Source organism: Actinoplanes palleronii, from assembly GCF_016862315.1.
In the GTDB taxonomy this organism is placed as follows: domain Bacteria; phylum Actinomycetota; class Actinomycetes; order Mycobacteriales; family Micromonosporaceae; genus Actinoplanes; species Actinoplanes palleronii.
Genome location: NZ_BOMS01000076.1, coordinates 25901 through 48750, shown reverse-complemented (window position 1 = coordinate 48750; position 22850 = coordinate 25901). Strand labels below are relative to the sequence as shown.

Annotated in this window: 20 protein-coding genes; 15 read left to right on the top strand and 5 right to left on the bottom strand. The window is 71.5% G+C overall.

Annotated features, from left to right (window positions below):
• The first annotated feature begins 75 nt into the window (after window positions 1–75).
• Genes Apa02nite_RS25155 through Apa02nite_RS25100 form a run of 12 tightly spaced genes read left to right on the top strand, consistent with a single transcriptional unit; the run spans window position 76 to window position 12742 of the window.
• A complete protein-coding gene (locus Apa02nite_RS25155) occupies window positions 76–1848 on the top strand; it encodes a fatty acyl-AMP ligase (protein ID WP_203827168.1) in 1773 nt (590 codons plus the stop codon).
• Entirely contained in the window at window positions 1848–3569 is a 1722-nt protein-coding gene (locus Apa02nite_RS25150; RefSeq protein ID WP_203827167.1) for an acyl-CoA dehydrogenase family protein, read from the top strand. Before Apa02nite_RS25155 ends, Apa02nite_RS25150 begins: the two co-directional genes overlap by 1 nt.
• Window positions 3569–5275, top strand: coding sequence for an acyl-CoA dehydrogenase family protein (locus Apa02nite_RS25145; RefSeq protein ID WP_203827166.1), 1707 nt, complete (start codon window positions 3569–3571; stop codon window positions 5273–5275). The genes Apa02nite_RS25150 and Apa02nite_RS25145 overlap by 1 nt, the downstream gene beginning before the upstream one ends.
• Entirely contained in the window at window positions 5272–5544 is a 273-nt protein-coding gene (locus tag Apa02nite_RS25140) for an acyl carrier protein (protein ID WP_067691725.1), read from the top strand. The genes Apa02nite_RS25145 and Apa02nite_RS25140 overlap by 4 nt, the downstream gene beginning before the upstream one ends.
• Window positions 5541–6470, top strand: coding sequence for a 3-oxoacyl-[acyl-carrier-protein] synthase III C-terminal domain-containing protein (locus Apa02nite_RS25135; RefSeq protein WP_203827165.1), 930 nt, complete (start codon window positions 5541–5543; stop codon window positions 6468–6470). Before Apa02nite_RS25140 ends, Apa02nite_RS25135 begins: the two co-directional genes overlap by 4 nt.
• Before the next feature lie 9 nt (window positions 6471–6479).
• Entirely contained in the window at window positions 6480–7859 is a 1380-nt protein-coding gene (locus tag Apa02nite_RS25130; protein WP_203827164.1) for a preATP grasp domain-containing protein, read from the top strand.
• A complete protein-coding gene (gene lysA, locus Apa02nite_RS25125) occupies window positions 7856–9112 on the top strand; it encodes a diaminopimelate decarboxylase (RefSeq protein ID WP_239164554.1) in 1257 nt (418 codons plus the stop codon). The genes Apa02nite_RS25130 and lysA overlap by 4 nt, the downstream gene beginning before the upstream one ends.
• A gap of 34 nt (window positions 9113–9146) precedes the next feature.
• Window positions 9147–9422: an acyl carrier protein gene (locus Apa02nite_RS25120; protein ID WP_232344180.1), complete on the top strand. Its 276-nt coding sequence runs from the start codon at window positions 9147–9149 to the stop codon at window positions 9420–9422.
• A 6-nt stretch (window positions 9423–9428) separates the two neighbouring features.
• Window positions 9429–10262, top strand: a complete 834-nt coding sequence (locus tag Apa02nite_RS25115) for a hypothetical protein (RefSeq protein WP_203827163.1) — start codon at window positions 9429–9431, stop codon at window positions 10260–10262.
• The gene (locus Apa02nite_RS25110; protein WP_203827162.1) at window positions 10259–10912 is read left to right on the top strand and encodes an acyl-CoA dehydrogenase family protein; all 654 of its coding nucleotides are present in this window, start codon (window positions 10259–10261) and stop codon (window positions 10910–10912) included. Before Apa02nite_RS25115 ends, Apa02nite_RS25110 begins: the two co-directional genes overlap by 4 nt.
• Window positions 10909–12066, top strand: a complete 1158-nt coding sequence (locus Apa02nite_RS25105) for an acyl-CoA dehydrogenase family protein (protein ID WP_067691818.1) — start codon at window positions 10909–10911, stop codon at window positions 12064–12066. Before Apa02nite_RS25110 ends, Apa02nite_RS25105 begins: the two co-directional genes overlap by 4 nt.
• Entirely contained in the window at window positions 12059–12742 is a 684-nt protein-coding gene (locus Apa02nite_RS25100; RefSeq protein ID WP_203827161.1) for a 4'-phosphopantetheinyl transferase family protein, read from the top strand. The genes Apa02nite_RS25105 and Apa02nite_RS25100 overlap by 8 nt, the downstream gene beginning before the upstream one ends.
• A 50-nt stretch (window positions 12743–12792) precedes the next feature.
• Here Apa02nite_RS25100 and Apa02nite_RS25095 read toward each other — a convergent pair whose 3' ends face one another.
• Complete coding sequence (locus Apa02nite_RS25095; protein WP_203827160.1) at window positions 12793–13872, bottom strand: inositol-3-phosphate synthase; 1080 nt, start codon at window positions 13870–13872, stop codon at window positions 12793–12795.
• A gap of 169 nt (window positions 13873–14041) precedes the next feature.
• Between Apa02nite_RS25095 and Apa02nite_RS25090 the strand changes: the two genes are divergently transcribed.
• From Apa02nite_RS25090 to Apa02nite_RS25080, 3 genes are all read left to right on the top strand, one after another.
• Window positions 14042–15193, top strand: coding sequence for a sensor histidine kinase (locus Apa02nite_RS25090; RefSeq protein WP_203827159.1), 1152 nt, complete (start codon window positions 14042–14044; stop codon window positions 15191–15193).
• Between the two features lie 27 nt (window positions 15194–15220).
• Window positions 15221–15886 (top strand): response regulator, encoded by a 666-nt coding sequence (locus Apa02nite_RS25085; protein ID WP_067691745.1) that lies wholly within the window; start codon window positions 15221–15223, stop codon window positions 15884–15886.
• Between the two features lie 113 nt (window positions 15887–15999).
• Entirely contained in the window at window positions 16000–18105 is a 2106-nt protein-coding gene (locus Apa02nite_RS25080; RefSeq protein ID WP_203827158.1) for an MMPL family transporter, read from the top strand.
• Window positions 18106–18157: 52 nt separating this feature from the next.
• Here the strand turns inward: Apa02nite_RS25080 and Apa02nite_RS25075 are convergent, their stop codons facing one another.
• The 4 genes from Apa02nite_RS25075 to Apa02nite_RS25060 are packed head-to-tail and all read right to left on the bottom strand — an operon-like array spanning window position 18158 to window position 22813.
• Window positions 18158–19594, bottom strand: a complete 1437-nt coding sequence (locus Apa02nite_RS25075; RefSeq protein ID WP_203827157.1) for a condensation domain-containing protein — start codon at window positions 19592–19594, stop codon at window positions 18158–18160.
• Entirely contained in the window at window positions 19582–20271 is a 690-nt protein-coding gene (locus tag Apa02nite_RS25070; protein WP_203827156.1) for a hypothetical protein, read from the bottom strand. The genes Apa02nite_RS25075 and Apa02nite_RS25070 overlap by 13 nt, the downstream gene beginning before the upstream one ends.
• Window positions 20268–21473 carry a hypothetical protein gene (locus Apa02nite_RS25065; protein WP_203827155.1) on the bottom strand — a complete coding sequence of 402 codons (1206 nt, stop codon included), beginning with the start codon at window positions 21471–21473 and terminating at the stop codon, window positions 20268–20270. Before Apa02nite_RS25065 ends, Apa02nite_RS25070 begins: the two co-directional genes overlap by 4 nt.
• Window positions 21473–22813: an MATE family efflux transporter gene (locus Apa02nite_RS25060; protein ID WP_203827154.1), complete on the bottom strand. Its 1341-nt coding sequence runs from the start codon at window positions 22811–22813 to the stop codon at window positions 21473–21475. The genes Apa02nite_RS25065 and Apa02nite_RS25060 overlap by 1 nt, the downstream gene beginning before the upstream one ends.
• Window positions 22814–22850 lie beyond the last annotated feature (37 nt).

Genomic DNA, 22850 nt, shown 5'->3' with positions numbered 1-22850 from the left:
GATCGAGCCTTATGCATATGCCGGATGCGGCGTGACGCTGGTCCGGCACGTCACCGACTCGCGGGGGAGCGTCTGATGTCCGAGCACAAAACGTTCGTCGACCTGCTGCAGGAGCGCGCCGCCGCCCACCCGCAGCGCCCGGCGCTGATCTTCGACGCCGACCCCGGGCAGGGCGACGCCGCGGTGCGTACGGTGCTGTGGGGCGACCTGGCCGCCCGGGCCCGGCAGATCGCCACGCTGCTCGCCGGCACGATCCGTCCCGGTGACCGGGTGCTCGTGCTGAACGAGCCCGGCACCGCCTTCGCGGAGAACTTTCTCGGCGTCCAGCACGCCGGTGCGATCCCGGTCCCGGCCCCGCTGCCGGACGGATACCGCCGGCAACGGGAGCGGCTGGCCGGCATCGCCCACAACGCGCAGGTGGCCGCGGTGGTCACCGACGGTACGGCCCTCGGCGCGGTCCGCGAATGGGCGGCCGAGTCCGGGCTGTCCGACGTGCCGTGCCTGGCCTTCGACGACGTCCCCCCGGTACGGACGACAACGTGGCAGCGGCCGGCCATCGACGGGTCGACCATCGCCTTCCTGCAGTACACCTCCGGCTCCACCAGCGACCCCAAGGGCGTCGTCGTGGACTACGCGAGCCTGCTGCCGAACCTGCGGGCGTTCAACGAGATCCTGGGCGGCACCGAAGGCGTACGGGTCGGCGGCTGGCTGCCGATGTATCACGACTTCGGCCTGATCGGGCAGTTGCTGGCCCCGCTCACCCAGGGCGGCTGCAGCGTCGGGATGTCGGCCACGACGTTCCTCAAGCGCCCCGCCACCTGGCTCCGGCTGATCGACAGGCATGACATCCAGATCTCCCCGGCACCGAACTTCGCGTACGACCTGTGCACGCGGCGGATCACCGACGAGCAGATCGCCGGTCTCGACCTGTCCCGGTGGAAGCGTGCGGTGAACGGCTCGGAACCGGTGCAGGCGGCGACCCTTGCCGCGTTCAGCAGCCGGTTCGCCGCTGCCGGGCTGCGACCGGAGGCCGTCTGCCCCGGGTACGGCCTGGCCGAGATCACGCTCAGTGTCAGCGGAGCCACCATCGGCCGCCCGCCGGTGGTGCTCACGGTCGACGCCGAGCAGTTGGAGCGGCACATCGTGACGACGGTCCCCGCAGGCCACCCCGAGCCGGTCCGTGAGCTGGTCAGCAGCGGCGAGTCCACCCCGGATTTCGACATCAGGATCGTCGATCCGGCCACCCGGCTGCCGCAGCCACCGGACCGGATCGGCGAGATCTGGCTGCGTGGCACCAGCGTCGCGCGGGGCTACTGGGCCAACCCGGCGGCCACCGGGGAGGTGTTCGGCAACGAACTGGCCGACGGGGAGGGTGGCTTCCTGCGCACCGGCGACCTGGGCCTGCTGCGCGACGGCCAGCTCTACGTCACCGGCCGGATCAAGGAACTGCTGATCGTCAACGGTCGCAACCTGTACCCGCACGACATCGAGGTGGCGGTACGCACCGTGGACGAGAGCCTGTCCCGTGGTGTCGGCGCCGCCTTCACCGCCGAGGTGCCGCACGAGGAACTCGTCGTGGTGCAGGAGTGCCGGGTCAGGTCGCTCGATCCGGCGGCCCGCGCCGCCGTGGTCACCGCGATCCGCCAGGTGCTGTCCCGGGAGTTCGGCACCGGCCCGGTGAGTGTGGTGCTGGTCCGTCCCGGTACGGTGCCCCGCACCACCAGCGGCAAGATCCAGCGTGGACTGGCCCGGATGCTGTTCCTGACCGGTGCCCTCAGCGTCGAGCACGAGCAGCTCACCGACGGTGTGCGGGCCGTACGCCGGGCCGGCGACCGGGTGCGTGCCTGATGGCCGCGCCCACCCTGCCACTGGCCGCGGACGTGGCCCGGCAACTCGACGAGTGGCTCGGCGACCCGGACGACCCGGGCGTCGTCTTCAACCACGCCCGGGTCACCGCCGCGGACGAGATCGAGGCGTTCCCGGACGAGATCTGCGATTACCTGGACCAGCTCGGCCTGCCGGCGCACTACGTGCCGGTGGCGTACGGCGGTGACCTGCGCGGCTTCGACACCCTGGCCCAGGTGCTGCGGGTGATCGCACGCCGGGACCTGACCACGGCCATCGGGCACGGCAAGACGTTCCTCGGCGGGGCCTCGGTCTGGGCCCGGCCACTGCGGGACGAGGCCGCCCGGGCGCAGGCCCGTACGCTCGCCGCCACGATCCTGGCCGGGGTCCCGGTCTGCTGGGCGCTCACCGAACCGGGCCACGGCAGTGACCTGCTCGCCGGTGAGGTCACGGCGGTCCGGCACGACGGCGGGTACCGGGTGACCGGGACGAAGTGGCTGATCAACAACGCCACCCGGGCCGGTGTGGTGTGCCTGCTGGCGCGTACCGACGCCGACGGCGGGCCGCGCGGGTTCACCGTGCTGCTCGCCGACAAGCGGACACTCCCGGCGGACTCGTACCGGTGCCTGCCCAAGGAGCCGACCCACGGTATCCGGGGCGCCGACATCAGCGGGATCACCTTCGACGACGCGCCGGTGCCGGCCGCGGCCCTGATCGGGGCGCATGGCACCGGACTGGAGACGGTGCTGCGGGCTCTGCAGTTGACGCGTACCGCGTGCGCCGCGTTGTCGCTCGGCGCGGCCGATCACGCGCTGGCCCTGGTGCGGCGGTACCTGACCGAGCGCCGGCTCTACGGCCGGCGGTTGGCCGACGTGCCGTACCTGCGGCGCGGGGTGGGCCGGCTGCACACCATGCTGTTCCTGGCCGAAGCGGTCACCGCACTGGTCACCCGGGCGGTGACGGCGGAGACCGAGGAGTTGGGCGTGCTCGCCCCGGTGCTGAAGGCGTTCGTACCGGAGCTCGTCGATGAATTGATCAGCGGATGCGGCGAGCAGCTCGGCGCCCGCGCCTTCCTGACCGGCATCCCGGACTACGGACGCTTCCAGAAGATCGAGCGGGACCACCGGATCGTCGGGATCTTCGACGGCAGCACCCCGGTCAACCGCAACGCGCTGATCAACCAGTTCCCGCAGCTGGCGCGGGGCTGGCCCGGGGAACCGGTGGGCGTGACCCGGCTGCGGTCGCTGGCCGACCTGGGGGTGCCGGTGCCCGAGTTGGACCCGGACCGGATCTCGCTGGCCGGCGCGCGGGGATGTCTGCCGCTGCGCGGGCTGGCCGCGGCGGTGGTCGCGGTCCGTACGGCGGGCGGCCCCTGGGCCCGAGCCGAGGAGCTTCTGACCGCGACTGATCAGCTGCACACCGACCTCGCCGGGTACCGGCCGCGGCCGTACGACGTGGAACCGGATGCCTATGACCTCGCTCACCGGTACGAGCTGTGCGTGGCCGGCGCGAGCGCGGTGCATCTGTGGCTGCACAACCACCGGCGGGCCGGCGCCGACCCGCTGTGGACCGGCGGGCTGTGGCTCGATGCGGTGCTGACCTGGGTGCTGTACCGCCTGGGCGCCGCGCCGGACCATCCGGAGAGCTACGACCAGGTGTACGCGTCACTGGTCGCCGGCCGCCGCCCCTCCGTGCTCGACCCCGGCGTCACCGAGGAGGCGTGATGACCACCGTGCTGGATCTGGAGAGCCGCTTCGGCGACCCGTGGGACCCGGCGAACCCCCTCGGGAACCGGGCCGTGCTGGCGGCCGACGAGCGGCAGGAGATGTTCGCCGACGGTGAGCGGATGCTCGACGACTTCGGGCTCAACGCCGAGTTCGTCCCGGTCGCCCGGGGTGGCCGGATGGCCGGACTGGACCGGCTGATCCGGACGATGCGCTCGGTGTTCCGGCACGACCCGGCTCTGGGCCTCGGTTACGGCGCGAGTTCGTTCATCGCCTCGGTCAACGTCTGGGCCGGCGGCGACGAGGCCCAGCAGCGACGGCTGGCGGAGCTGCTGCTCTCCGGACGGCGGGTGGCGTCCGTCTACCACGAGCTGGCTCACGGCAACGACTTCGCCCGGGTGGACTTCCGGGCCGATCCGGGCCGGCCCGGCGAGCTGCTGCTCACCGGCCGCAAGGAGGTGGTCACGAACGCGCAGCGGAGCAGCGCGATGGTGATCTTCAGCCGTACCTCGGACGCGCCGGGCGGCCGCAGCCACACCCAGCTGTTCGTGGAGAAGGACGCGCTCCCCCCGGGGCGGTTGCGGTACCTGCCGCGGTTCCACAGCAGCGGGATGCGCGGGGTGCAGCTCGGCGGGATCGAACTGGACCACTGCCCGGTCGACGCGGGCGTGGCACTCGGCCCGCTCGGCTCGGCCATGGAGGTCGCCCTGCGCTCGTTCCAGCTGACCCGGACCGGGCTGCCGGCGATGACACTGGGCGTGCTGGACACCGGCCTCCGTACGGTGCTGCGGTTCGGCGAGGACCGATGGCTGCGCGGACGGCCGGTGGGCGCGATGCCGGTGGTCCGTGTCGCCCTGGCCGAGGCGTTCGTGGACCTGCTGATCGCCGACTGCCTGGCCACCACCGTCGCCCGCGCCGTGCACCTGCTCCCCGAGGACACCAACGCGTACGCCTCGGCGGTCAAGTACGTCGTGTCCGGTCGATCCATCCGCGCCATGGCCCGGCTCGGTGAGCTGCTCGGCGCGCAGAGCTACCGGCGCACCGGTGAGTACGGCATCTTCCAGAAGTTGCAACGGGACCTGGCACCGGCCGGATTCGGGCACGCGGCGCGGGTCGCCTGCCTGGCCACCGTCCTCCCGCAACTGCCCCGGCTGGCCCGGCGCTCGTGGACGACCGGCCAGGAACCGCCGCCCGGCCTGTACGACCCGGGCGCCGATCTCCCGGCACTGCCGTTCGACCGGCTCCGGATCGCCTCGGCAGCCGATCCGCTCGCGGCGCAGCTGCTCGCCGCGGCCGAGGCGATGCCGGCCGGTGGGGGCCCGCTGCACGGGCTGGTGCAGCGGTTCGCCGGTGAGCTGGTTCGGCTGCGCTCGGCCGCGCTCGGTTTGCGCCCGGCGGACCTGGCGATCGGCGGCGACCCGGCGGCGCTGGACCTGACCGCTCGCTACACCGTGGTGCTGGCCGCCGCCACCTGCCTGAACCTCTGGCTGGCCGAGCAGCGCCGTCCCGCCACCTTCCTGGCCGACCCGGTCTGGGTGACGGCGGCCCTGCTGCGGCTGGCCGGCGAGTTGGACGGCACCTCCGCGGCACTGCCCGCCGCGCTGGCCGGCCCGATCCACGCGGAACTCGCCGGCCGGTATGCCGCCGGCCGGGCCTTCGACCTGTCCAACAGCCTGCTGCCCGACCTGCCAAGGAGCCGGAATTGACCTTTTCGCCGAACCAACGGGCCGCCGGACAGCTCCGTCCGTGGCTGCAGGACCGCGTCGCGGATTTCACCGATCGGGACCCGGCCACCATCGACACCGCCGCGCCGCTAGCCGATCTGGGGCTCGACTCGGTGTACGCGCTCGCGCTCTGCGGCGAGATCGAGGATCACCTCGGAGTGTCCCTGGAACCGACGATCGTATGGGATCACCCGACCATCGACGCGCTCACCGAGTACCTGTGCGGCCTACCGGTGGAGGCCGGCACATGACCGCCCTCGAAGCGGTCTCCGCCTACCTGCCGCCGGAACGGGTGCCGATCGACGCGCTCGCCGGGGAACTGGGCCTGACCGACATCCAGGTCCGGATGTTCCACAGGTACTACGGACTGGCCGAGGTGCTGCGGGAACCGACCGGAACGATCACCGACCTGATGCTCAACGCCGCGGCGAAGCTGTCCGAGCTGCGGGGTCGCGAATCCCAGGTGCGGTACGTGATACAGGCCCGCACCCTGCAGGCGATCGCGCCGTATCCGGAGGATCCGCTGCACGACGTGGTGGCGGCCCTCGGTCTGCGGCACGCCCAGGCCTTCGCGGTCACCCAGCACGCCTGCGCCTCGGGCCTGCTCGCCGTCGAGCTGGCCGGGCGGCTGCTCGCCGAGGACGGCGACGACGGCGCGCTGGCCCTGATCTTCGTCGGCGAGAAGGCGTTCACCCCGTCGGCCCGGATGATCCCGGGCACCGCGCTGATGGGCGAGGGGTGTGCCGCCATCCTGGTCGGCACCGGCCGGCGTGACCGGCTGCTGTCCTACGCCTCGGCCACGCACGGCGAGTTCAACGCCGGGCTGTCCCTGACCGCGGAGATGTCCCTGGAGTTCCAGCAGCGCTATCCGGACGCGCTCGCCGAGGTGATCCTCGCCGCGGTGGCGCGCGCCGGGATCACCGTCACCGACCTCGACCTGGTGTTGCCGCACAACGTGAACCGGGTGTCCTGGGTGCGGGTGGCGCGCAAGGTCGGCATCCCCGTGGAGCGCCTGTTCCTGGACAACATGCCGGTCACCGGCCACTGCTTCTGCGCCGACTCCTTCCTCAACTACGTGGCGGCCCGCGACCTGGGCCGGCTGCGGCCCGGCGACCACTACCTGATGGCCGCGGTCGGGCTGGGTTCGACCTTCTCCGCCTCGGTCTTCGAGCACTGAGAGGACGTTATGACGACGACACGGGAACCCTTCGTCCGACGGCTGCGGACGGCTCTGCTGGGCACCGCCCGGACTCCACTGGTATTTCTCGGCAACTTCGAGGTGGAGCAGCGGTGGGGAGGTGACGAGCTCGGCCTGCCCCGCATCGCGCTGACCGCCGGCGACGCGATGGTGAACCGGATGGACGAGTTCGCCCTGCTGCTCGCCGGCCCGGACGACTACGTGGTGCTCAAGGACCGGCCGGACCCGGAGCACCTGGCCTACCTGGAGGCGCTCGGGCTGGCCCTGCCGCATCTGCTGATCACCGACCGGCAGGACCCGCACCACACGGTGACCCAGGACGCGCTGGACAGCCCGGCTCTGCTCGCCCGGTTGTCCGCCCTGGCCGGGGTGGCCGCGCTCGTCCCGCACGGGGTCTCGGTGGACGAGGAAGCGCTCGCCGCGCGTACCGGGGTGGCGCTGGCCGGGTCGCCGGCTGCCGTCTGCAAGGCGGTGAACGGCAAGATCTACAGCCGGCGGATCGCCACCGAGTTGGGGTTGCGCCAGTCCGTGGGCTGGACCTGCGAGACCGTCGAAGAGCTGGACGAGGCCGTGGAACACGCGCGGGAGCTGCTCGCGGCCGGGCGAACGGTGGTGCTCAAGGACTCGTACGGGGTGTCCGGCAAGGGCCTGCTGGTGATCCAGGACGAGGCACGCCTGGGCCAGATCCACCGGAAGCTGCACCGCCGGGCCGACCGTTCCGGCGATCACCGGCTGGCGCTGCTGGTCGAGGAGTGGGTCGACAAGACCATCGATCTCAACTACCAGTTCACCGTGTTCCGCGACGGCGGGGTGCACTTCGACTTCGTCAAGGAGGCGGTCACCGCCGGTGGCGTACACAAGGGGCACCGGATGCCCGCCGGGCTGACCTCGCGGCAGCTCGCGATCGTGCGGCAGAGCGCCGCGGTGCTCGGCGCCCGGCTGGCCCAGGACGGCTACCTCGGGGTGGTCGGGGTGGACGCGATGCTCGATCCGGAGGGCGGGGTCTACCCGGTTGTGGAGATCAACGCGCGCAGCAACATGTCGACCTACCAGATCGGGCTCCAGGAGCACCTGGTGCCGGCCGGGTGGAGCGCACTGGCCCGGCAGTACCCGTTGCGCGTGGTGCAGCCGATGCGCTTCGGCGAGGTGCGCGACGCGCTCGGGCCGTTGCTGCTCAGCGGCGCCGGCGAGGCCGGGATGGTGGTGCAGAACTTCTCGACCGTGAACGCCCTGGTGCGAGCGGGCACGGGCCCGGCCGAGGGCCGCCTGTACGGCTTCCTGATCGCGCCGACGGCCGGCGAACTGATGGCGATGGACAGCGAGATCGCGGACCGCCTGGCGGCCGTGACGGAAGGAGTACGACGGTGACCGGCGAAGTGGTGATCCAGGGTGTGCCGATGTCCGAACTGGCCGAGCGGTTCGGCACGCCGTTCTACGTGTACGACGGTGACAGCCTGCGCGGGCAGTACCAGGACCTGCGCGAGCGGCTGCATCCGGCGATGGAGATGTTCTACTCGCTGAAGGCCAACCCGAACGTAGCCGTCTGTGCACTGCTCGGTTCCCTGGGTGCCCGCGCCGAGGTGTCGTCCATGGTGGAGCTGCGTACCGCGCTGGCCGCCGGGGTGGCTCCGGGCGACATCATCTTCCTGGGCCCCGGCAAGAGCCGCGCCGAACTCGAGGCGTGCCTGGCGGAGGGCATCTTCGCCCTGGTCTGCGAGTCGTTCGGGGAACTGGCGATGATCGACGAGCTGGCCCGGGAGCGGGGCGGTATCGCCCCGGTGATGTTGCGGATCAATCCGAGCTTCGCGATCAAGGGCTCCGGCCTCACCATGGGCGGCAAGCCGCGTCAGTTCGGGATCGACGAACAGCAGCTCTTCGACGAGGCCGACCTGGTCAAGAACCATCCTGGGGTACGGGTCCTGGGGGTGCACGCCTACATGGGCACCCGGATCCTCGACCCCGAGGTGATCGCCGAGAACGCCCGTCGCATCATCGACCTGGCCGAGCGGCTCGCCGAGCGGCTGGACTTCGTCCTGGAGGCCGTCGACGTGGGCGGCGGCCTCGGCGTCGGCTACTTCACCGGGGAACCGGACCTCGACCCGGCCGCGGTCTGTGGCCTGCTCAACCCGGTGGTCGAGGCGTTCCACGCCGCGCACCCCGGTGCCCGGTTGCTGCTGGAGCTCGGCCGGTACCTGGCCGCACCGTGCGGCACCTACGTCACCCGGGTGCGGTACGTGAAGACGTCGATGCAGGAGCGTTTCGCGGTGACCGACGGCGGCACCAACCATCACATGGCGGCCGTCGGCATCGGGTCGTTCGTCAAACGCAACTTCCCGATGCGGCTGCTCAACCGGGCCGGTACGGACCCCGGCCCGTGGAACGTCACCGGCCCGCTGTGCACCCCGAACGACACCGTCGGACGCAACGTGGAACTGCCCGAACTGCAGCCGGGGGACCTGGTCGGTGTGCTGCGCTCCGGCGCGTACGGCCCGAGCGCCTCACCGGTGCTCTTCCTCAGCCACGGCCACCCGGCCGAGGTGCTGGTGGACGGCGGCCAAGCCCGCCTGGTTCGCCGCCGCGACACCGTCGAGGACCTGCTCAGGACGCAGATCCTCGGCTGACCACCCATTCCGACCGGCACACAGGAGGACCACCATGACCATGGCTTCGGAAGCCACCGTCGACCGCGCCGCGGTCGTCGACCACGTGATCGACGCTGTCGTCGCCGTGCTGAACCGTGACTCGGTACAGGTCACCGAACAGACCCGGCTGATGGACGAGCTCGGCCTGGACTCCACGAACGTCCTCGAACTGCTCATGCACCTCGAGGACCGGCTGGACATCATGATCGACTCGGACACGCTGGAGCAGCACCACTTCGAGTCGGTCGGCACCCTCGCCGACTATGTCCTCGAACAGGGTCTGGCCTGACCGGCGATGTTCCTGTCCATCGCCTCGCCGGCGCCGGCTCGTACGGGCCGGCTCCGGCCGGTTCAGGTGATCGCCCGCCGGTTCGGCCCCGACCCGGAGCCGTACCGGGACGATCCGCTGCTCGAGGAATACCTCTCGGACATGACCGAGCTGTACGGCCGCCGGTTCGACCGGGATCGGCACGCGGCCGCCAGCCGGAACTCCTTCACCACGATGGCGGACCGGCTGGTGCGTGACCTCGACCTCGCGGTGCCGGTGGATCTGGTCGTCATCGCGCACTCCACCCCGGACGCCGACCCGCGCCGGGTCACCGCCTGCTACCTCAACGAGCTGCTCCACGGTGATCCTCTCGCCTTCGCGGTGTCCGACCAGGGGCCGGTGGCGCCGTTCACCGCCCTGCGGCTGCTGGGGACCTACTCCGGCGACTTCCCGGGCTGCCGGGCGTTGCTGCTGGTCCTGGAGCAGACGACGATGTCGTACGAGGTGACCGGGGCCCGCTACCCGGTGCCCGGACACGACATCGGGGTGGCGGTGCTGCTCGAACCGGCCGGCTCCGACGGGGTCAGCGTGCACCAGTGCCCGGACGTGACACCCGCGGCGGCCGGGGCGTTGCTGGACGAGTTGGTACCGGCGGACGCCGTTCTGATCACCGGGCGGGGTATGACCGCCGCACGCCCGTCGGTCCCGGCGCCGGATCTGGGGGCGGCCGGCGTCTGGGCCGAGTTCGCCCAGCGCCGGGCGGATACCGCGGGTCCGATCGCGGTGGCGGACCACGACCCGGTGTCGGGCACCCTCTGCGTCGCGGTCTTCGCCGGTACCGAGCCGGAGGTGCGGTCATGAACGCCGACCAGGCCCGGCGGGCAGCCCGGGCCCACGGGCTGACCGCAACGCTCACCACGATGCACGACACGCTGCCGGAGCGGGTCCTGCCGTGCGGCCCGTCCGGCTGCTGCGTGCTGCCCGAACCGGCGCTGCACGACGTCATCGGGGTGTGGACCGCGGGTACGGTCGCCGTGCTCGACCCGGCCGCCGTCGAACGGCTCGGCAGGGTCGAGACACCGGACGGCCCGCTCGCCGCGGTCCGCTACCGGGGCGCACCGGGTCCGGCCGGGGTGCCGGCACCCTGGTCTGACTGGCTGGCCCGGTTGGCCGGGCTCCGGCTCGGACTGTCCGAGGCGCTGCTCGATGCCACGGTCGCCCACCTCGGCGACCGCCGCGTCGGCGACACCCCGCTGCTGCTGCAGCAACTGATCAAGGGTGCCCTGGCGGACGCGGTCACCGAGCAGATCGAGATCAAGATCCAACTGACCGGTACGCCACCGCCGGCCGAATCCCTGGTTGCCCTGCACCGGCAGATCACCATGACCGACCGGATGCTGCTGCGTCTGCTCGGCGCGAGCGGGTTCACCGCGGACGGGCCGGGCGCGGTGGTCAACGCGTCGGAGTTGCTCGCCGACGCCTGGATCGGTGGAGAGGGGTGGGTACCGTGATCGAACTGGACGACCGGCTCGGCACCGCTCGGGTGCACGCCCGGGACTGGGCGCGCGATCTGCGCGGGACGGCACTGGAACTGGACCGCGATCCGGACACCGTGTACCGGTGCCTGGACAACCCCGCCGTACGGCACCTGTCCCGCATGCTCATCCCGGAGCGGTGGCTGCCGGACCGGACGCTCATCGGCGGATACCGGTTCGACGGTATGACCGCCATGGAACGGGTGGTGTTCGCCGAGGAGATCGCCGCCGGGGACGCCGGCATGTTGCTCGCGTCTCCCGGCGCCTCGCTGTCCGGAGTGCTCATCGATCTGCTCGCCGACCAGGAGCAGAAGGAGTGGTTCTACGGCCGGCTGCTGGCCGCGCCAACCTGGACCTTCTTCGCGCTGACCGAACCTGATCACGGATCGGACGCGGGTGCGATGGGTACCGCGCTGGATCCGGACGGTGAGGGGGGCCTGCTGCTGCGCGGTGCCAAACGCTACATCGGCAACGGCGCCAGGGCTCAGGTCGGCGTCGTCTTCGCCCGGGACCGGCCTGGCCCGCTCGGCGCCACCGCGGTACTCGTCGACACTGGTGCGCCCGGCTTCAAGGCCGAGCCGATCCCGACGATCGGTCTGCGCGGCGCCCAGCTCAGCGCGATCACCCTGGACGGCGTGCCGGTCCCGGCCGCCCGGGTACTCGGTCGCCATCTCAGCCCCACCCGGCGGGGGGTGTGGAGCGGCGTGCAGATGTTCAACCGGCTACGTCCGGGCGTGGCGGCGATCGCCCTGGGCATCGCCCGGTCGGCGCACGACTACGTCGCCGAGCAGCGCAGTTCGCTGTCCAAGGCCGAACGGCTGCGCTGGGAGCGGACCGGCCGACGGATCGACGGAGTGCGGCAGCTCATCTGGCAGGCCGCCGCGATCGTGGACGCCCAACCGGCCAACGGCCACCTGGCGTCGGCGGCGAAGGCGCGGGCGGCCCGGCTGGCCGAGGAGGTGACGCTGGAGGCGCTGGAGTACTTCGGTCCGGGCGCACGGCTGACCCAGCCGATGCTGGACAAGCTGATCCGCGACGCCCGTGGTGTGGAATTCATGGAGGGCACCGGCAACATCCAGCGACTCAACACCTTCCAGGGTCTCGTCCAGGGCAAAATCGGCCGTGACTGAGCCGGACGGCGTCGACGTCTGGACCGTCCACGTGGACCGGGACGTCGACGCCGCCCGCTGGCTCACCCCTGGTGAGCTGCGGCGTGCCGCCACCTTCGGCGACCCGGACGGTCGCCGCCGCTTCGTCGCCGCACACGCCGCGCTGAACGGGATCCTCGCCGAGCGCCTCCAGCTGGGGCCCACTGCGCTGCCGCTGCGCCGTAGTCCGCAGGGTCGGCCGTACCTGCCCGGCGGGTCATTGCACTTCAGCCTGGCGCACGCCGGCGACCGGGCACTGATCGCGATCGCCGGCCGGCCGGTCGGCGTGGACCTCGACCATCCCCGGCCCGGGCTGGACCCGCGGCGGATGGCCGCACGTTTCTTCGCCCCCGCGGAGGCCGCCCGGGTCGCGGCGGCGGGCACCGGTGCCTACCGCACGTACCTGCGGTTGTGGACCCGCAAGGAGGCATGTGTCAAGGCCGCCGGCGCGCGGCTGGCGCTCGGGCTACGGCTTCCGGTCACCGGTACGGCGGACGGGGCCGTGGTCTGTGATCCGTCCGGCCGGCTTCCCGGCGCCTATTTCGTCCGGGACCTGCCCGTTGACGGCCCCTACTGCGGTGCCGTGGCGCTGGCCGGAACGGAGCCCGCGCCCTGCCACCACCGCGAGTTCCACCATGATCTCCAGCGGGCGCCGTGACAGACGACGACGGGGGGAGCCGGACTCCGGCTCCCCCCGTGACCTGCCGATCAGCGTTCGATCTCACCGCGGATGAAGCGTTCGACGGCGTCCCTGGCGGTGGCGTCGTCGTACTGCTCGGGCGGTGACTTCATGAAGTACGAGGAGGCGGAGAGGAGCGGGCCGCCGATCCCCCGGTCCATGGCGATCTTGGCAGCCCGGACCGCGTCGATGATCACGCCGGCCGAGTTGGGAGAGTCCCACAGCTCGAGCTTGTACTCCAGTTGCAGGGGCACGTCGCCGAACGCCCGGCCCTCCAGGCGCACCAGCGCGTACTTGCGGTCCTCCAGGAACGGCACGTAGTCGCTGGGACCGATGTGCACGTCGCTGGCGGCCATCTCCCGGGGCACCTGCGAGGTCACGGCCCGGGTCTTGGAAAGCTTCTTCGAGGCCAGGCGCTTGCGCTCCAGCATGTTCATGAAGTCCATGTTGCCGCCGAAGTTGAGCTGGTAGGTGCGCTCCAGCCGGACGCCGCGGTCCTCGAAGAGCTTCGCCAGCACCCGGTGGGTGATGGTGGCGCCCACCTGCGACTTGATGTCGTCGCCGACGATCGGCACGCCGGCCTCGGTGAACCGGGCCGCCCACACCGGATCCGAGGCGATGAACACCGGCAGCGCGTTGACGAACCCGACGCCCGCCTCCATCGCGCACCTCGCATAGAACCGGTCGGCGTCCTCCGACCCCACCGGCAGGTACGACACCAGGACGTCGGCCCCGGACTCGCGCAGCGTACGAACCACGTCGACGGCCTGCTCGTCGGACTCCTCGATCATCTCCCGGTAGTACTCGCCGAGACCGTCCATCGTCGGGCCACGCCGTACGACGACCCCGGACGGGGGAACGTCGCAGATCTTGATGGTGTTGTTGCCGCTGGCGACGATGGCCTCGGACAGGTCCTGGCCCACCTTCTTCGCGTCCACGTCGAAAGCTGCGACGAACTCGATGTCGCCGACGTGGTAGTCGCCGAAATTGACGTGCATGAGGCCGGGAACGGTGTCGGTCGTCCTCGCGTCCCGGTAGTACTCGACGCCTTGCACCAGCGACGCGGCACAGTTGCCGACCCCGGCGATGGCTACGCGGACTGCGCCCACGTGGTGCCTCCTTCTCTATGCGACAGAACCCCATCCAACCGATCCGCTCGTCCCGGTCTCCACCTCGATGTCCTAAACAGGACATCGATGAAGGCAGGCTCTACGCGGGCCCGACCGGACGCCCCTCGCGCGGCATACTGGGGGCCCTCCGCCCGTCGAGGAGCTGCTCGTGCCGTTGTCCACGCCCGTTCCGGCCGTCGTCCGATCGCGACTGCGGGTCGAACGGTTGCCCCGCAACGCCACGCTCTGGCTGGACGGGGTGATCGCCGTGGCGGTGTTCGTCGGCACCGCCCTGCCGGTGACGTTCTCCCAAGATGGGAAGTTCTGGCACATACTGGTCGCCGCCGGCGCGTCGCTGCCGCTGTTCTGGCGCCGGCGGGCCCCGCTGCTCACCACGGTGACTGTGGGCCTGGCGATCAGCATCCTCGGGCTGTCGCACCAGCTGCCGCCGCTGCCGTTCGGGCCGCTCGTGGCGACGTACACGTTCGCGTCGCTCAGCCCGTCACCCTGGCGGCAGATCGCCATCGGAGTGCAGGCCGTGGGGGTGGTCGTCTCGCTGGTGGTCCCGGGGGAGGACCCGGCCACCTTCGGGTACGTGGGGATGGCCTACGTGGCGGCGTACAGCATGGGTATCGCCTCCCGGGGTCGCGGCGACCGGATCGCCGTGCTGGAGGAACGCGCCGCCCGGCAGGAGGAGGAACGGGCCACCGCCGCCGCGCGGGACCGCAACCGGATCGCCCGCGAGGTGCACGACATCGTGGCGCACACGGTCGCGATCATGGTGGTCCAGGCGGAGGCCGGTCCGGTGGTGGCGCGTACCGACCCGGCGCGGGTCGAGAAGACCTTCGAGGTCATAGCGGAGAGCGGCCGGGCCGCGATCTCCCAGCTCAGGCGGTCGCTGGCCGCCCTGCGTTCGGCGGAGAGCGATGAGCCGCCAAGCCCGGCGCACGGGGTGGGTGACGTGCCGCAACTGCTCGGTGAGGCGCGCTGGGGCGGTCTGGAAGCGGCGTTGCGCTGGCGCGGGCAGCAGCGGCCCCTGCCCTCCGACGTGGATGCCACGGTCTTCCGGGTGGTGCAGGAAGCGCTCACCAACACCATCCGGCACGCGCGGGCGTCGATGGTGGACGTGCTGATCGAGTTCACCCCGCACGACATCCTGGTCACGGTGACCGATGACGGTGTCGGGGCGGTGGACGCCGGAGGGGGATACGGGATGATGGGCATGCGGGAACGGATCACCGCCTGTGGCGGTGAGCTGAACATCGGATCGGGTCCCGATGGCCGTGGCTTCATGGTGAACGCCGTCCTGCCCACCGAGTGAGTTGCTACGGATCGAGGAGCGGCGCCCATGGTGCGCATCGTGGTCGTCGACGACCAGGATCTGGTTCGGGGTGGCTTCGCCATGATCCTCGACGCGGAGCCGGACCTGACGGTGGTGGGCGAGGCGGCGGACGGCCTGGAGGCCCTGCGGGTCGTGGCCGAGAAGAAACCGGACGTGGTGGTCATGGACATCCGGATGGACGGCCCGATCGACGGTATCGAGGCCACTCGGCGGATCTGCGCCACCACCGACGCCCGGGTGCTCATCCTCACCACGTTCGACGTCGATGAGCACGTGCACGACGCGTTGCGTGCCGGTGCGAACGGCTTCCTTCTCAAGACCATGCGCCGGGCCGAGCTGGTCGAGGCGGTCCGGGTGATCGCCAAGGGGGAAGCGCTGCTCGCCCCGACGGTGACCCGGCGGGTGATCGCCGACCTGCTGCGCCGTCCGCAGGGTGCGATCCGGCCGCCGGCCCTGCTGGACGAGCTGACCGGCCGGGAACGGGAGACCCTGCGTCTGATCGCCCGCGGCCTGTCCAATGCCGAGATCGCCGTCCGGATGACGGTGAGCGACCACACCGTCAAGACCCATGTCAGCAACGTGCTCTCCAAGCTCGGCCTGCGGGACCGGGTGCAGGCGGTGGTGTTCTCGTATGAGGCCGGCCTGATCAGTCCCGGTGAGGACCTGGACTGAGTCGTCTCCCCCACGCGGGGGAGAACGGATTTCGCTCTCGTCGGCGATTCGCTGGAGAGCCCGCTTCACCAGGATGAGATCACATCGATCTTTCGGTCCTGAGGAGCTTTGTAATGATCCGTGTCGTTACCCGTTTCGCCCGCCGGCGTCCCGCCGTCGTGCTCGTCATCTGGCTGGTGATCGCGGCGGCCGGATTTACCGTCGGCAACGGCGTCTTCGCCCGGATGACCACCACCGTGGGCGCCATCGCCGGGAGTGAGTCGCAGCAGGGCGCCAAGGCGATGGGTGACGCCAAGCTGGCGCCACCTGTGATCAATGCGGTGATCTCCGGTGGCTCGGCCACCGACCCCGCCTTCCGCGGCAAGGTCTCCACCGCGCTCACCGGGCTGCGCGCCATCGACGGCGTGCTGAACGTGACCGACCCGTTCGGCCCCGAGGCTCCGGCCGCCACCGACGGTGCGGCCGTCCTGGTGAACGTGGAACTGGCGCACCAGGGCGATCTGCTGGCCGACAAGGTGCAGAAGCAGCTGACATCCATCGACGGGGCGACCGTGGTGGTTTCCGGCGGGCCGCTCACCGACCGCGAGTTCAACAACCAGGCCACCTCGGACACCCGGCGGGCTGAGATCATCTCCGCGCCGTTGCTGCTGCTGTTGCTCCTGCTGGTCTTCATGTCGCTGGTCGCCGCCGGGCTGCCGCTGCTGATCGCGCTGGTCGGCGTCGGCGGTACTTTCACCACGCTGCTGGTGATGAGCTTCTTCACCGACGTGTCGATCTACTCGATCCAGGTCACCACGATGCTCGCCATCGGTCTCGGGGTCGACTACGCGTTGCTGATGGTCAGCCGGTTCCGGGAGGAACGGGCAGTGACCGAGGACCCGGCGGAGGCGCTCGTACGGGCCTCCGAGCGGGCCGGCCGGACGATCGTCTTCTCCGGGCTGACCGTCGCGGTCAGCCTGGGAAGTCTGGTGGTCTTCGCCGATCCGTTCCTGCGGTCGATCGGCGTGGCCGGCGCCGCCGTGGTGCTGATCGACATGCTCGCCGCCATCACCCTGCTCCCCGCGCTGCTCCAGATGCTGCGCAACAAGATCAAGCCGGCCCGGGGACGGAAGGAGCGCGGCCGCTCGTTCGCCGCGGTCGCCCGAGGTGTGCAGAAGATGCCGGTGCTGACCCTGGTGGTGGTGCTCGCGGGCCTGATCTTCGCCGGTCTGTCGGCGACCAACCTGCGGCTGGACACCAGCAACCCGAAATCGTTGCCCGCCGACAGCGCCACCCGCCGGCTCACCGAGCAGCTGCGTGAGCACTTCCCGGCACTGGCCGGCCCGAGCGCGATCACGATCGTGACCCGGGCCTCGGCCGACAGCCCCGAACTGGCGGAGTTCCGGCAGCGGGTCGCCGCGGTGCCCGGTGTGTCAGCGGTGAACCTGGGGCGCAGCGGCGGCGGGCTGACCGTCCTGCAGGCCACCCCGAAGAACCCGACGAGCGATCCGGGCACCGCCCGGGCGGTCCGCGACATCCGCGATCTGGACGCACCCTTCACGGTGCAGGTCACCGGGGATGCCGCCCGTCTGGTCGACTACCAGCAGCAGCTGCGGGACCGCCTCCCGCTCGCCGGTGGCATCGTGTTGCTGGCCACCTTCATCCTGCTGCTGGCTTTCACCCGGTCAGTGCTGATCCCGTTGAAGGCCGTCCTGACCAACCTGCTGAGCCTGTTCGCCGCGCTCGGTGTCGTGGTCTGGGTGTTCCAGGAGGGGCACCTGGTCGGCCTGCTCGGCGGTGAGCGGCTCGACGGCATCGACCTGACCGTGCCGGTGGTGGTCGCGGCGATCGCGTTCGGCCTCTCCACCGACTACGAGGTCTTCGTCCTCTCCCGGATCCGCGAGCGGCGGTTCGCCGGCGTGGCCCCGGACCAGGCCGTCCAGGAGGGTCTGCAGCGCAGCGGTGGCATCGTGACGGCCGCCGCCCTGCTCCTGGCGGTCACCTTCGCCGGGTTCATGACCGGGGGCTTCGCCCCGATCAAGGAGGTCGGTCTGGGCCTGGTGCTGGCTGTCGTGATCGATGCGGTGATCGTCCGGATGCTGCTGGTCCCGGCGACGATGGCGATTCTCGGGCGCGCCGCGTGGTGGGCGCCCCGTTTCCTGGGTGGCCGGCCGCTGGTCCCCTCCGCTCCGGTCACCCCCGACCCGGAGCCGGAGTTGGCGGCCACCACCCAGCGATGAAAAACCGGGGCGGGGCAGCGTCCGCTGCCCCGCCCCGGCCGGTCGGATGCGATCAGTGCGAGGCCACCGTGCCGCGGTGCAGACCGGCGGCCTCGCCTACCTCGGAGAGGAGCAGATCGGTGTCGAGCAGGCGCAGCAGCAGCCGATCCACTCCGGTCAGGACCGTACGCAGGAGATCCGGGGGGAGCAGAGTGGTGTCCGCGAGCAGCGTCCAGCGCAGCTGTCCCGGTGCGTCGAGCACGTCGCCGACCTCCATGAAGAACGACGAACCGGCCGCCCGGCGGTCGGTCCACCGGAAGCCCGGCTCGGCGAGGGCCCGCTCCACCACGTCACGGTCGAGGGGTCCGGCGGCCGGCGGTGTCTCCGGCGCCCCGCGCATGTCGTTGAAGAAGCACCGGATCTCCGGCTCGGCGCCGCGTTCCCGGCTGACCTCGGCCAGCACCGCCCAGCCGTCCACCGGGTCGAACCGGCCGTGCCGGAAGGTCCGTACGGCCGTGCTCCAGCAGCGCCGGACCAGGTCGGAGAAGGCCGGTCCGGTCAGGTCGACGACCGCCGGCATGTGCTGGGTCAGGGTGCCTACCGAGGCCCGTTGTGGTGCCGTGGTGCGGTTGCCGGTGACCAGGAGCAGACCGCACCGGTCGGTTTCGGCGACCACGCCCAGCAGGGCCGCGGTCACCGCGAACGCGATCGTGGCCGTGCTGGTGCGGTACCGGTCGGCGAGCAGGCCCAGCATCGGCGCCGAGACCGGCGAGTCCAGGACACCGCGCCAGAACCGGGGCTCGGCCGGGGTCACCGGCCGGATCGCGGCGAAATTGTCGAGCGGGACCGCGTTCAGCTGCCGGCGCAGGTGGGCCACGGCGGCGTCGCTGACCGTCCGGCCCCGAGGGGAACGCTCGAAGACGGCGAGGTCCGCGGGATGAACCGATTCGGGAGTCTCCGGGTCTGGACGGCCCGCCGCCCGGCAGGCCAGCATCTCGGCGAGCACCCGCGCGGCCAGGCGGCTGCTCTGCAGATCGGCCACCAGGTGGGCGATGCAGAGCACCAGCGCCCGGGGCACACCTCGGTGCACGCAGACCAGCACCCGCATCGGCAGATCCCGTTCGTGGTCGAACGGCGTCGCCTCGAGCTGTACGTCCAGGTTCCGGGCGGCCGCCGCGAACTGTTCGGCCGGGCCGTCACCGGAGAAGACGCCGACCGGGATGCTGCCGCTGTCGAGCACCTCCTGGACCAGCCGGCCGTCCCGTCGTGGAAACCGGGTTCGCAGCGCCTCGAAGCGGCCGGCCAGCGCACCGACAGCGGCACACACCATGGCCAGGTCCACCCCCTCGGGGATCAGCACCGGCACCGTGACGTTGTAGGCGGTGCCCGGCGGCATCCGCCGGATGTCCCGTTCCACGAGCATCTGGCCCCACGTCAGGTGCTGGGTGATCGTCCGGGAGCCGGTGAAGGACGCGGGCTGCCAGCGCACGGCGTCGATCAGGCCGGACATGACGCGTAGCCCTCCAGCGTCCGGACCGCGGCGTCCCGACGGTTCACCAGGTAGACCTCGTTCCACCGGCCCTGATCCGCGTCGGACGCGTGCGGGCCGAGGAATCGGGCGGTGACCGAGGTGCGGTAGGCGGCCCAGGTGGTGGCCGGGCTGACCAGCCGGCTGGCGGCCGGTACGGTCCGCGCCGGTTGTGCAGGCAGGACGTCACCGGTGAGCAGAGCGTCGGCCCAGCTCTCCTGCTCGTCGAGGGCAGCGAGCACGGCGTCGAACGGCAGCTCGCCCAGCTCGGTGACCGCCACGGCGCGGCTGCGGAACGTGGTCGCCGCCACCGGGCCGAAGCGCTCGATCGCGATCGCCACCGGCAGCATCGCCCGCGGTGCGAACCACTCGCAGCCGAGGACGGCCAGGGTGGGCAAGCCGCCGGTGTCCGGGTCGTCCGCCGCGACGATCCGCCACTCGGCGAAGGGCAGCGCGATGCCCGCGGACTGGAACCGGTCCGCGTCGGCGCCGCAGTCCGGACAGGACATGATCCTGACCGCCATCGGGGGCGCGGGCGGGCGGATCACCCCCGGCGGCTGATCGGCTGGGATGAGAAAGTGCGCCGCCACCTCACGGCGCGCCATCCGTTCGACCATGCTGTCCAGGGCCGGGCCAGGTGTCGTGGCAAGTGTCGTCAACGTCGGGTGTCCTCTCCACGGGCGTCAGCCGGAACACCGGCCGCGACGAAGGGATTCGGGCTCCGGCGGTGCAGGCTGAGGGTGACCGCCGCCGCGCCGAGGTCGATCATGGCCGTACGGTCGCTGGTGCCGAGCGCCGTACCGTGCGGGCCGGTCAGTCCGGAGTCCACCCAGGACGACACCGCGGCCCGGATCCGTGCGGGGACCGCCGGGGCGAGCGGGACGGGCAGGTCACGGCGTACCGCTGCGGCACCCAGGCCGAGCAGGTATCCGGCGGCCCAGATCTCCAGAGCGGCCCGTGCCGCAGGCGGCGGGCCCGGCAGGTCGTCCAGGTGTGCCACAAACGCTGTGGTCACCTCGTCCGGACTGACCCCGACCAGGTCGCACCAGTCCTCCCAGTACCAGCAGAACTCGTTGCCGCCGGGCTCGCCGGTATCCGGCCGGAGCAGGCGGATCAGGCAGCGAGAGTCCTTGACCCGTACGACGTACTCGTCGTGGGACCGATAGCGAGACCGTGACGCCAGGGCCCCGTCGATCCGGGGGTCGACGTCCCAGTGCGTAGCGGACGGCACCGGTGGCGCCCACACCGTGGCATGGTGCCGCCCGCCGTGCCCGTCGATCAGTGTCGGCAGGCCGCGGTTGTCGACCAGATGAGGCACCGATGCCAGCAGGGGTACTCCACGTTCCCGGCAGTACCGGGAGATCATCTGGTCGTCGTCGGTGACCTCGTCCGGGATCGGCGCCAGATAGCCGGCCAGGTCCGCGGCGACGCCGGCCGGCAGCAGGAACGACAGCGCGGGCGTCCATTCCATCGGTGACAGTGGCGCCCACGGCGAACCGGCGACCGCGGCCAGCCGGGACAGGTAACTGTTCTGCGGGCTGCTCCAGTCGGTGTACAGGGCGATGCCGTGTGCCGGACGGGACGCGATCGCGGCGACCACGTGCGCGGCGAAGCCGTCACAGAGCCGGGCGTCGTCCTGCAGCACGAGGTGATGGGTGGCACCCTCGGCGATCGAGGCCCAGGCGACCTTCGCGGTCCGTAACGGGCTCCGCGCGGCGTCGGGGTCCGGGTCGTACACCACGCGCGCGGACAGCGGCCGGCATGCCTCGACGATGGCTTCCAGGTCTACGTCCCGGGCCGGGTGATGCATGATCGTCACGCTGAGGCGCACGTCCCGCGCCTGCCATCCCGGACGGGTCATCAGGTGTCCACCCGGCTGATCCGGCGGACGTGCCGCCAGGTCAACAGCGGGACGAGCAGCATGCCGCAGGCGTTGAGCACCGCGATCGTCCAGTACAGCGCCGACGGATCCTGCTGGGTCCGGGCCAGCGCGCTGCCGACCACCACCATGCCGCCGAAGTAGGGCACGTTCAGCAGCAGTGCGATCAGGCCGCCGCCGACCTGTTCGAGAAGCAGCAACGTCATCACGTTCAAGCCCAGACCGAGGTAGGTCAGCCCGACGATCCCCAGGAACCGTCCGGTCTCCGACGCCACCACCGGGTCACCGGTCAGTGCCGTGGCCAAGGGCTCCCGGCACAACCAGATCGCGGCGGCCAGCACCGCGTACACCGCGGCGGTCAGTCGTAGTCCGGATCCGAATGCCGCCGGGCCGTCGCCGGGCCGTCCCGCACCCCGCAGCTGGTTCAGCACGATCGCGGTCGCCGAGCCGAGCGCCGAGGCGGGCACGATCAGCAGGTTCTGCAGTGCGCCGGCGGCCGAGTATCCGGACACCACGTGTGGCCCGAACGGGCTGAGCGCCCACAGCAGGCCCGCGTTCGCGACCGCCATCACCACGAACGACGCCGTGACCGGCAGCCCGGTCCCGGTCAGCCGCCCGATCGCCTCCGGACGCCAGACCAGTGGTCCGCTCGCCGTCCAGAGCCCGCAGCGGTACACCTGCACCACGCCGACGGCCAGCGCGGCCACGCCGCCGATCGCGATCGCGACCGGAAGCGCGTACACCCCCAGATCGGTGCCGAAGCCGAGAACCGTGACCCCGCCCACCTCCAGGACCGCGCCGGTCAACACCACGGCAGCCGCGGAACCCGGCCGGCCGTAGCCGCGCAGGCTCGACGAGAGCAACACGGTCGGGAAGAAGATCAGGTTGGCCAGGCAGGCCCAACGGGTGAAGGCGACGAAGTCACCGACCGAGGCATCCGGGACGTTGAGCAGCGCCGCGAGCCAGGGCGCCGCCACGATGAGCGCGAGGCTGACGGCCCCCCAGACAGCCGCGCCGACACGGGCCATGCTGGCGGCGACCGGCAGGACGTCCTGTGGCCGGCCCGCCCCGCGGCTCACCGACGCCGCGACCTGGTTGCTGACGTCGAAACCCACCTGAACGGCGGCGAAGAGCAGGGCCAGCGGTACGTACAGCGACCGCACGTACATCGCCTCGGCACTGATCCGAGCCATCAAAGCGATCACCACCACGGGCACCAGCACACCGGCCGTCTCGCCGAGCGCGATCGTGGCGGCCAGGCGACGGATCCGGGCCTGGCCGTCCCAGACGACCGCGGTCGCTGCATCTTCCGTGGTGCTCACGACGGTGCCACCGCCGATTCGCCGGCATTCGGACGTA

Coding starts and splice junctions, on each gene's coding strand:
- Apa02nite_RS25150 (WP_203827167.1), top strand. CDS start 1,848: ATGGCCGCGCCCACCCTGCCACTGGCCGCGGACGTGGCCCGGCAACTC.
- Apa02nite_RS25110 (WP_203827162.1), top strand. CDS start 10,259: ATGAACGCCGACCAGGCCCGGCGGGCAGCCCGGGCCCACGGGCTGACC.
- Apa02nite_RS25145 (WP_203827166.1), top strand. CDS start 3,569: ATGACCACCGTGCTGGATCTGGAGAGCCGCTTCGGCGACCCGTGGGAC.
- Apa02nite_RS25135 (WP_203827165.1), top strand. CDS start 5,541: ATGACCGCCCTCGAAGCGGTCTCCGCCTACCTGCCGCCGGAACGGGTG.
- Apa02nite_RS25075 (WP_203827157.1), bottom strand. CDS start 19,594: ATGTCCGGCCTGATCGACGCCGTGCGCTGGCAGCCCGCGTCCTTCACC.
- Apa02nite_RS25080 (WP_203827158.1), top strand. CDS start 16,000: ATGATCCGTGTCGTTACCCGTTTCGCCCGCCGGCGTCCCGCCGTCGTG.
- Apa02nite_RS25065 (WP_203827155.1), bottom strand. CDS start 21,473: ATGACCCGTCCGGGATGGCAGGCGCGGGACGTGCGCCTCAGCGTGACG.
- Apa02nite_RS25155 (WP_203827168.1), top strand. CDS start 76: ATGTCCGAGCACAAAACGTTCGTCGACCTGCTGCAGGAGCGCGCCGCC.
- Apa02nite_RS25130 (WP_203827164.1), top strand. CDS start 6,480: ATGACGACGACACGGGAACCCTTCGTCCGACGGCTGCGGACGGCTCTG.
- Apa02nite_RS25120 (WP_232344180.1), top strand. CDS start 9,147: ATGACCATGGCTTCGGAAGCCACCGTCGACCGCGCCGCGGTCGTCGAC.
- Apa02nite_RS25085 (WP_067691745.1), top strand. CDS start 15,221: ATGGTGCGCATCGTGGTCGTCGACGACCAGGATCTGGTTCGGGGTGGC.
- Apa02nite_RS25115 (WP_203827163.1), top strand. CDS start 9,429: ATGTTCCTGTCCATCGCCTCGCCGGCGCCGGCTCGTACGGGCCGGCTC.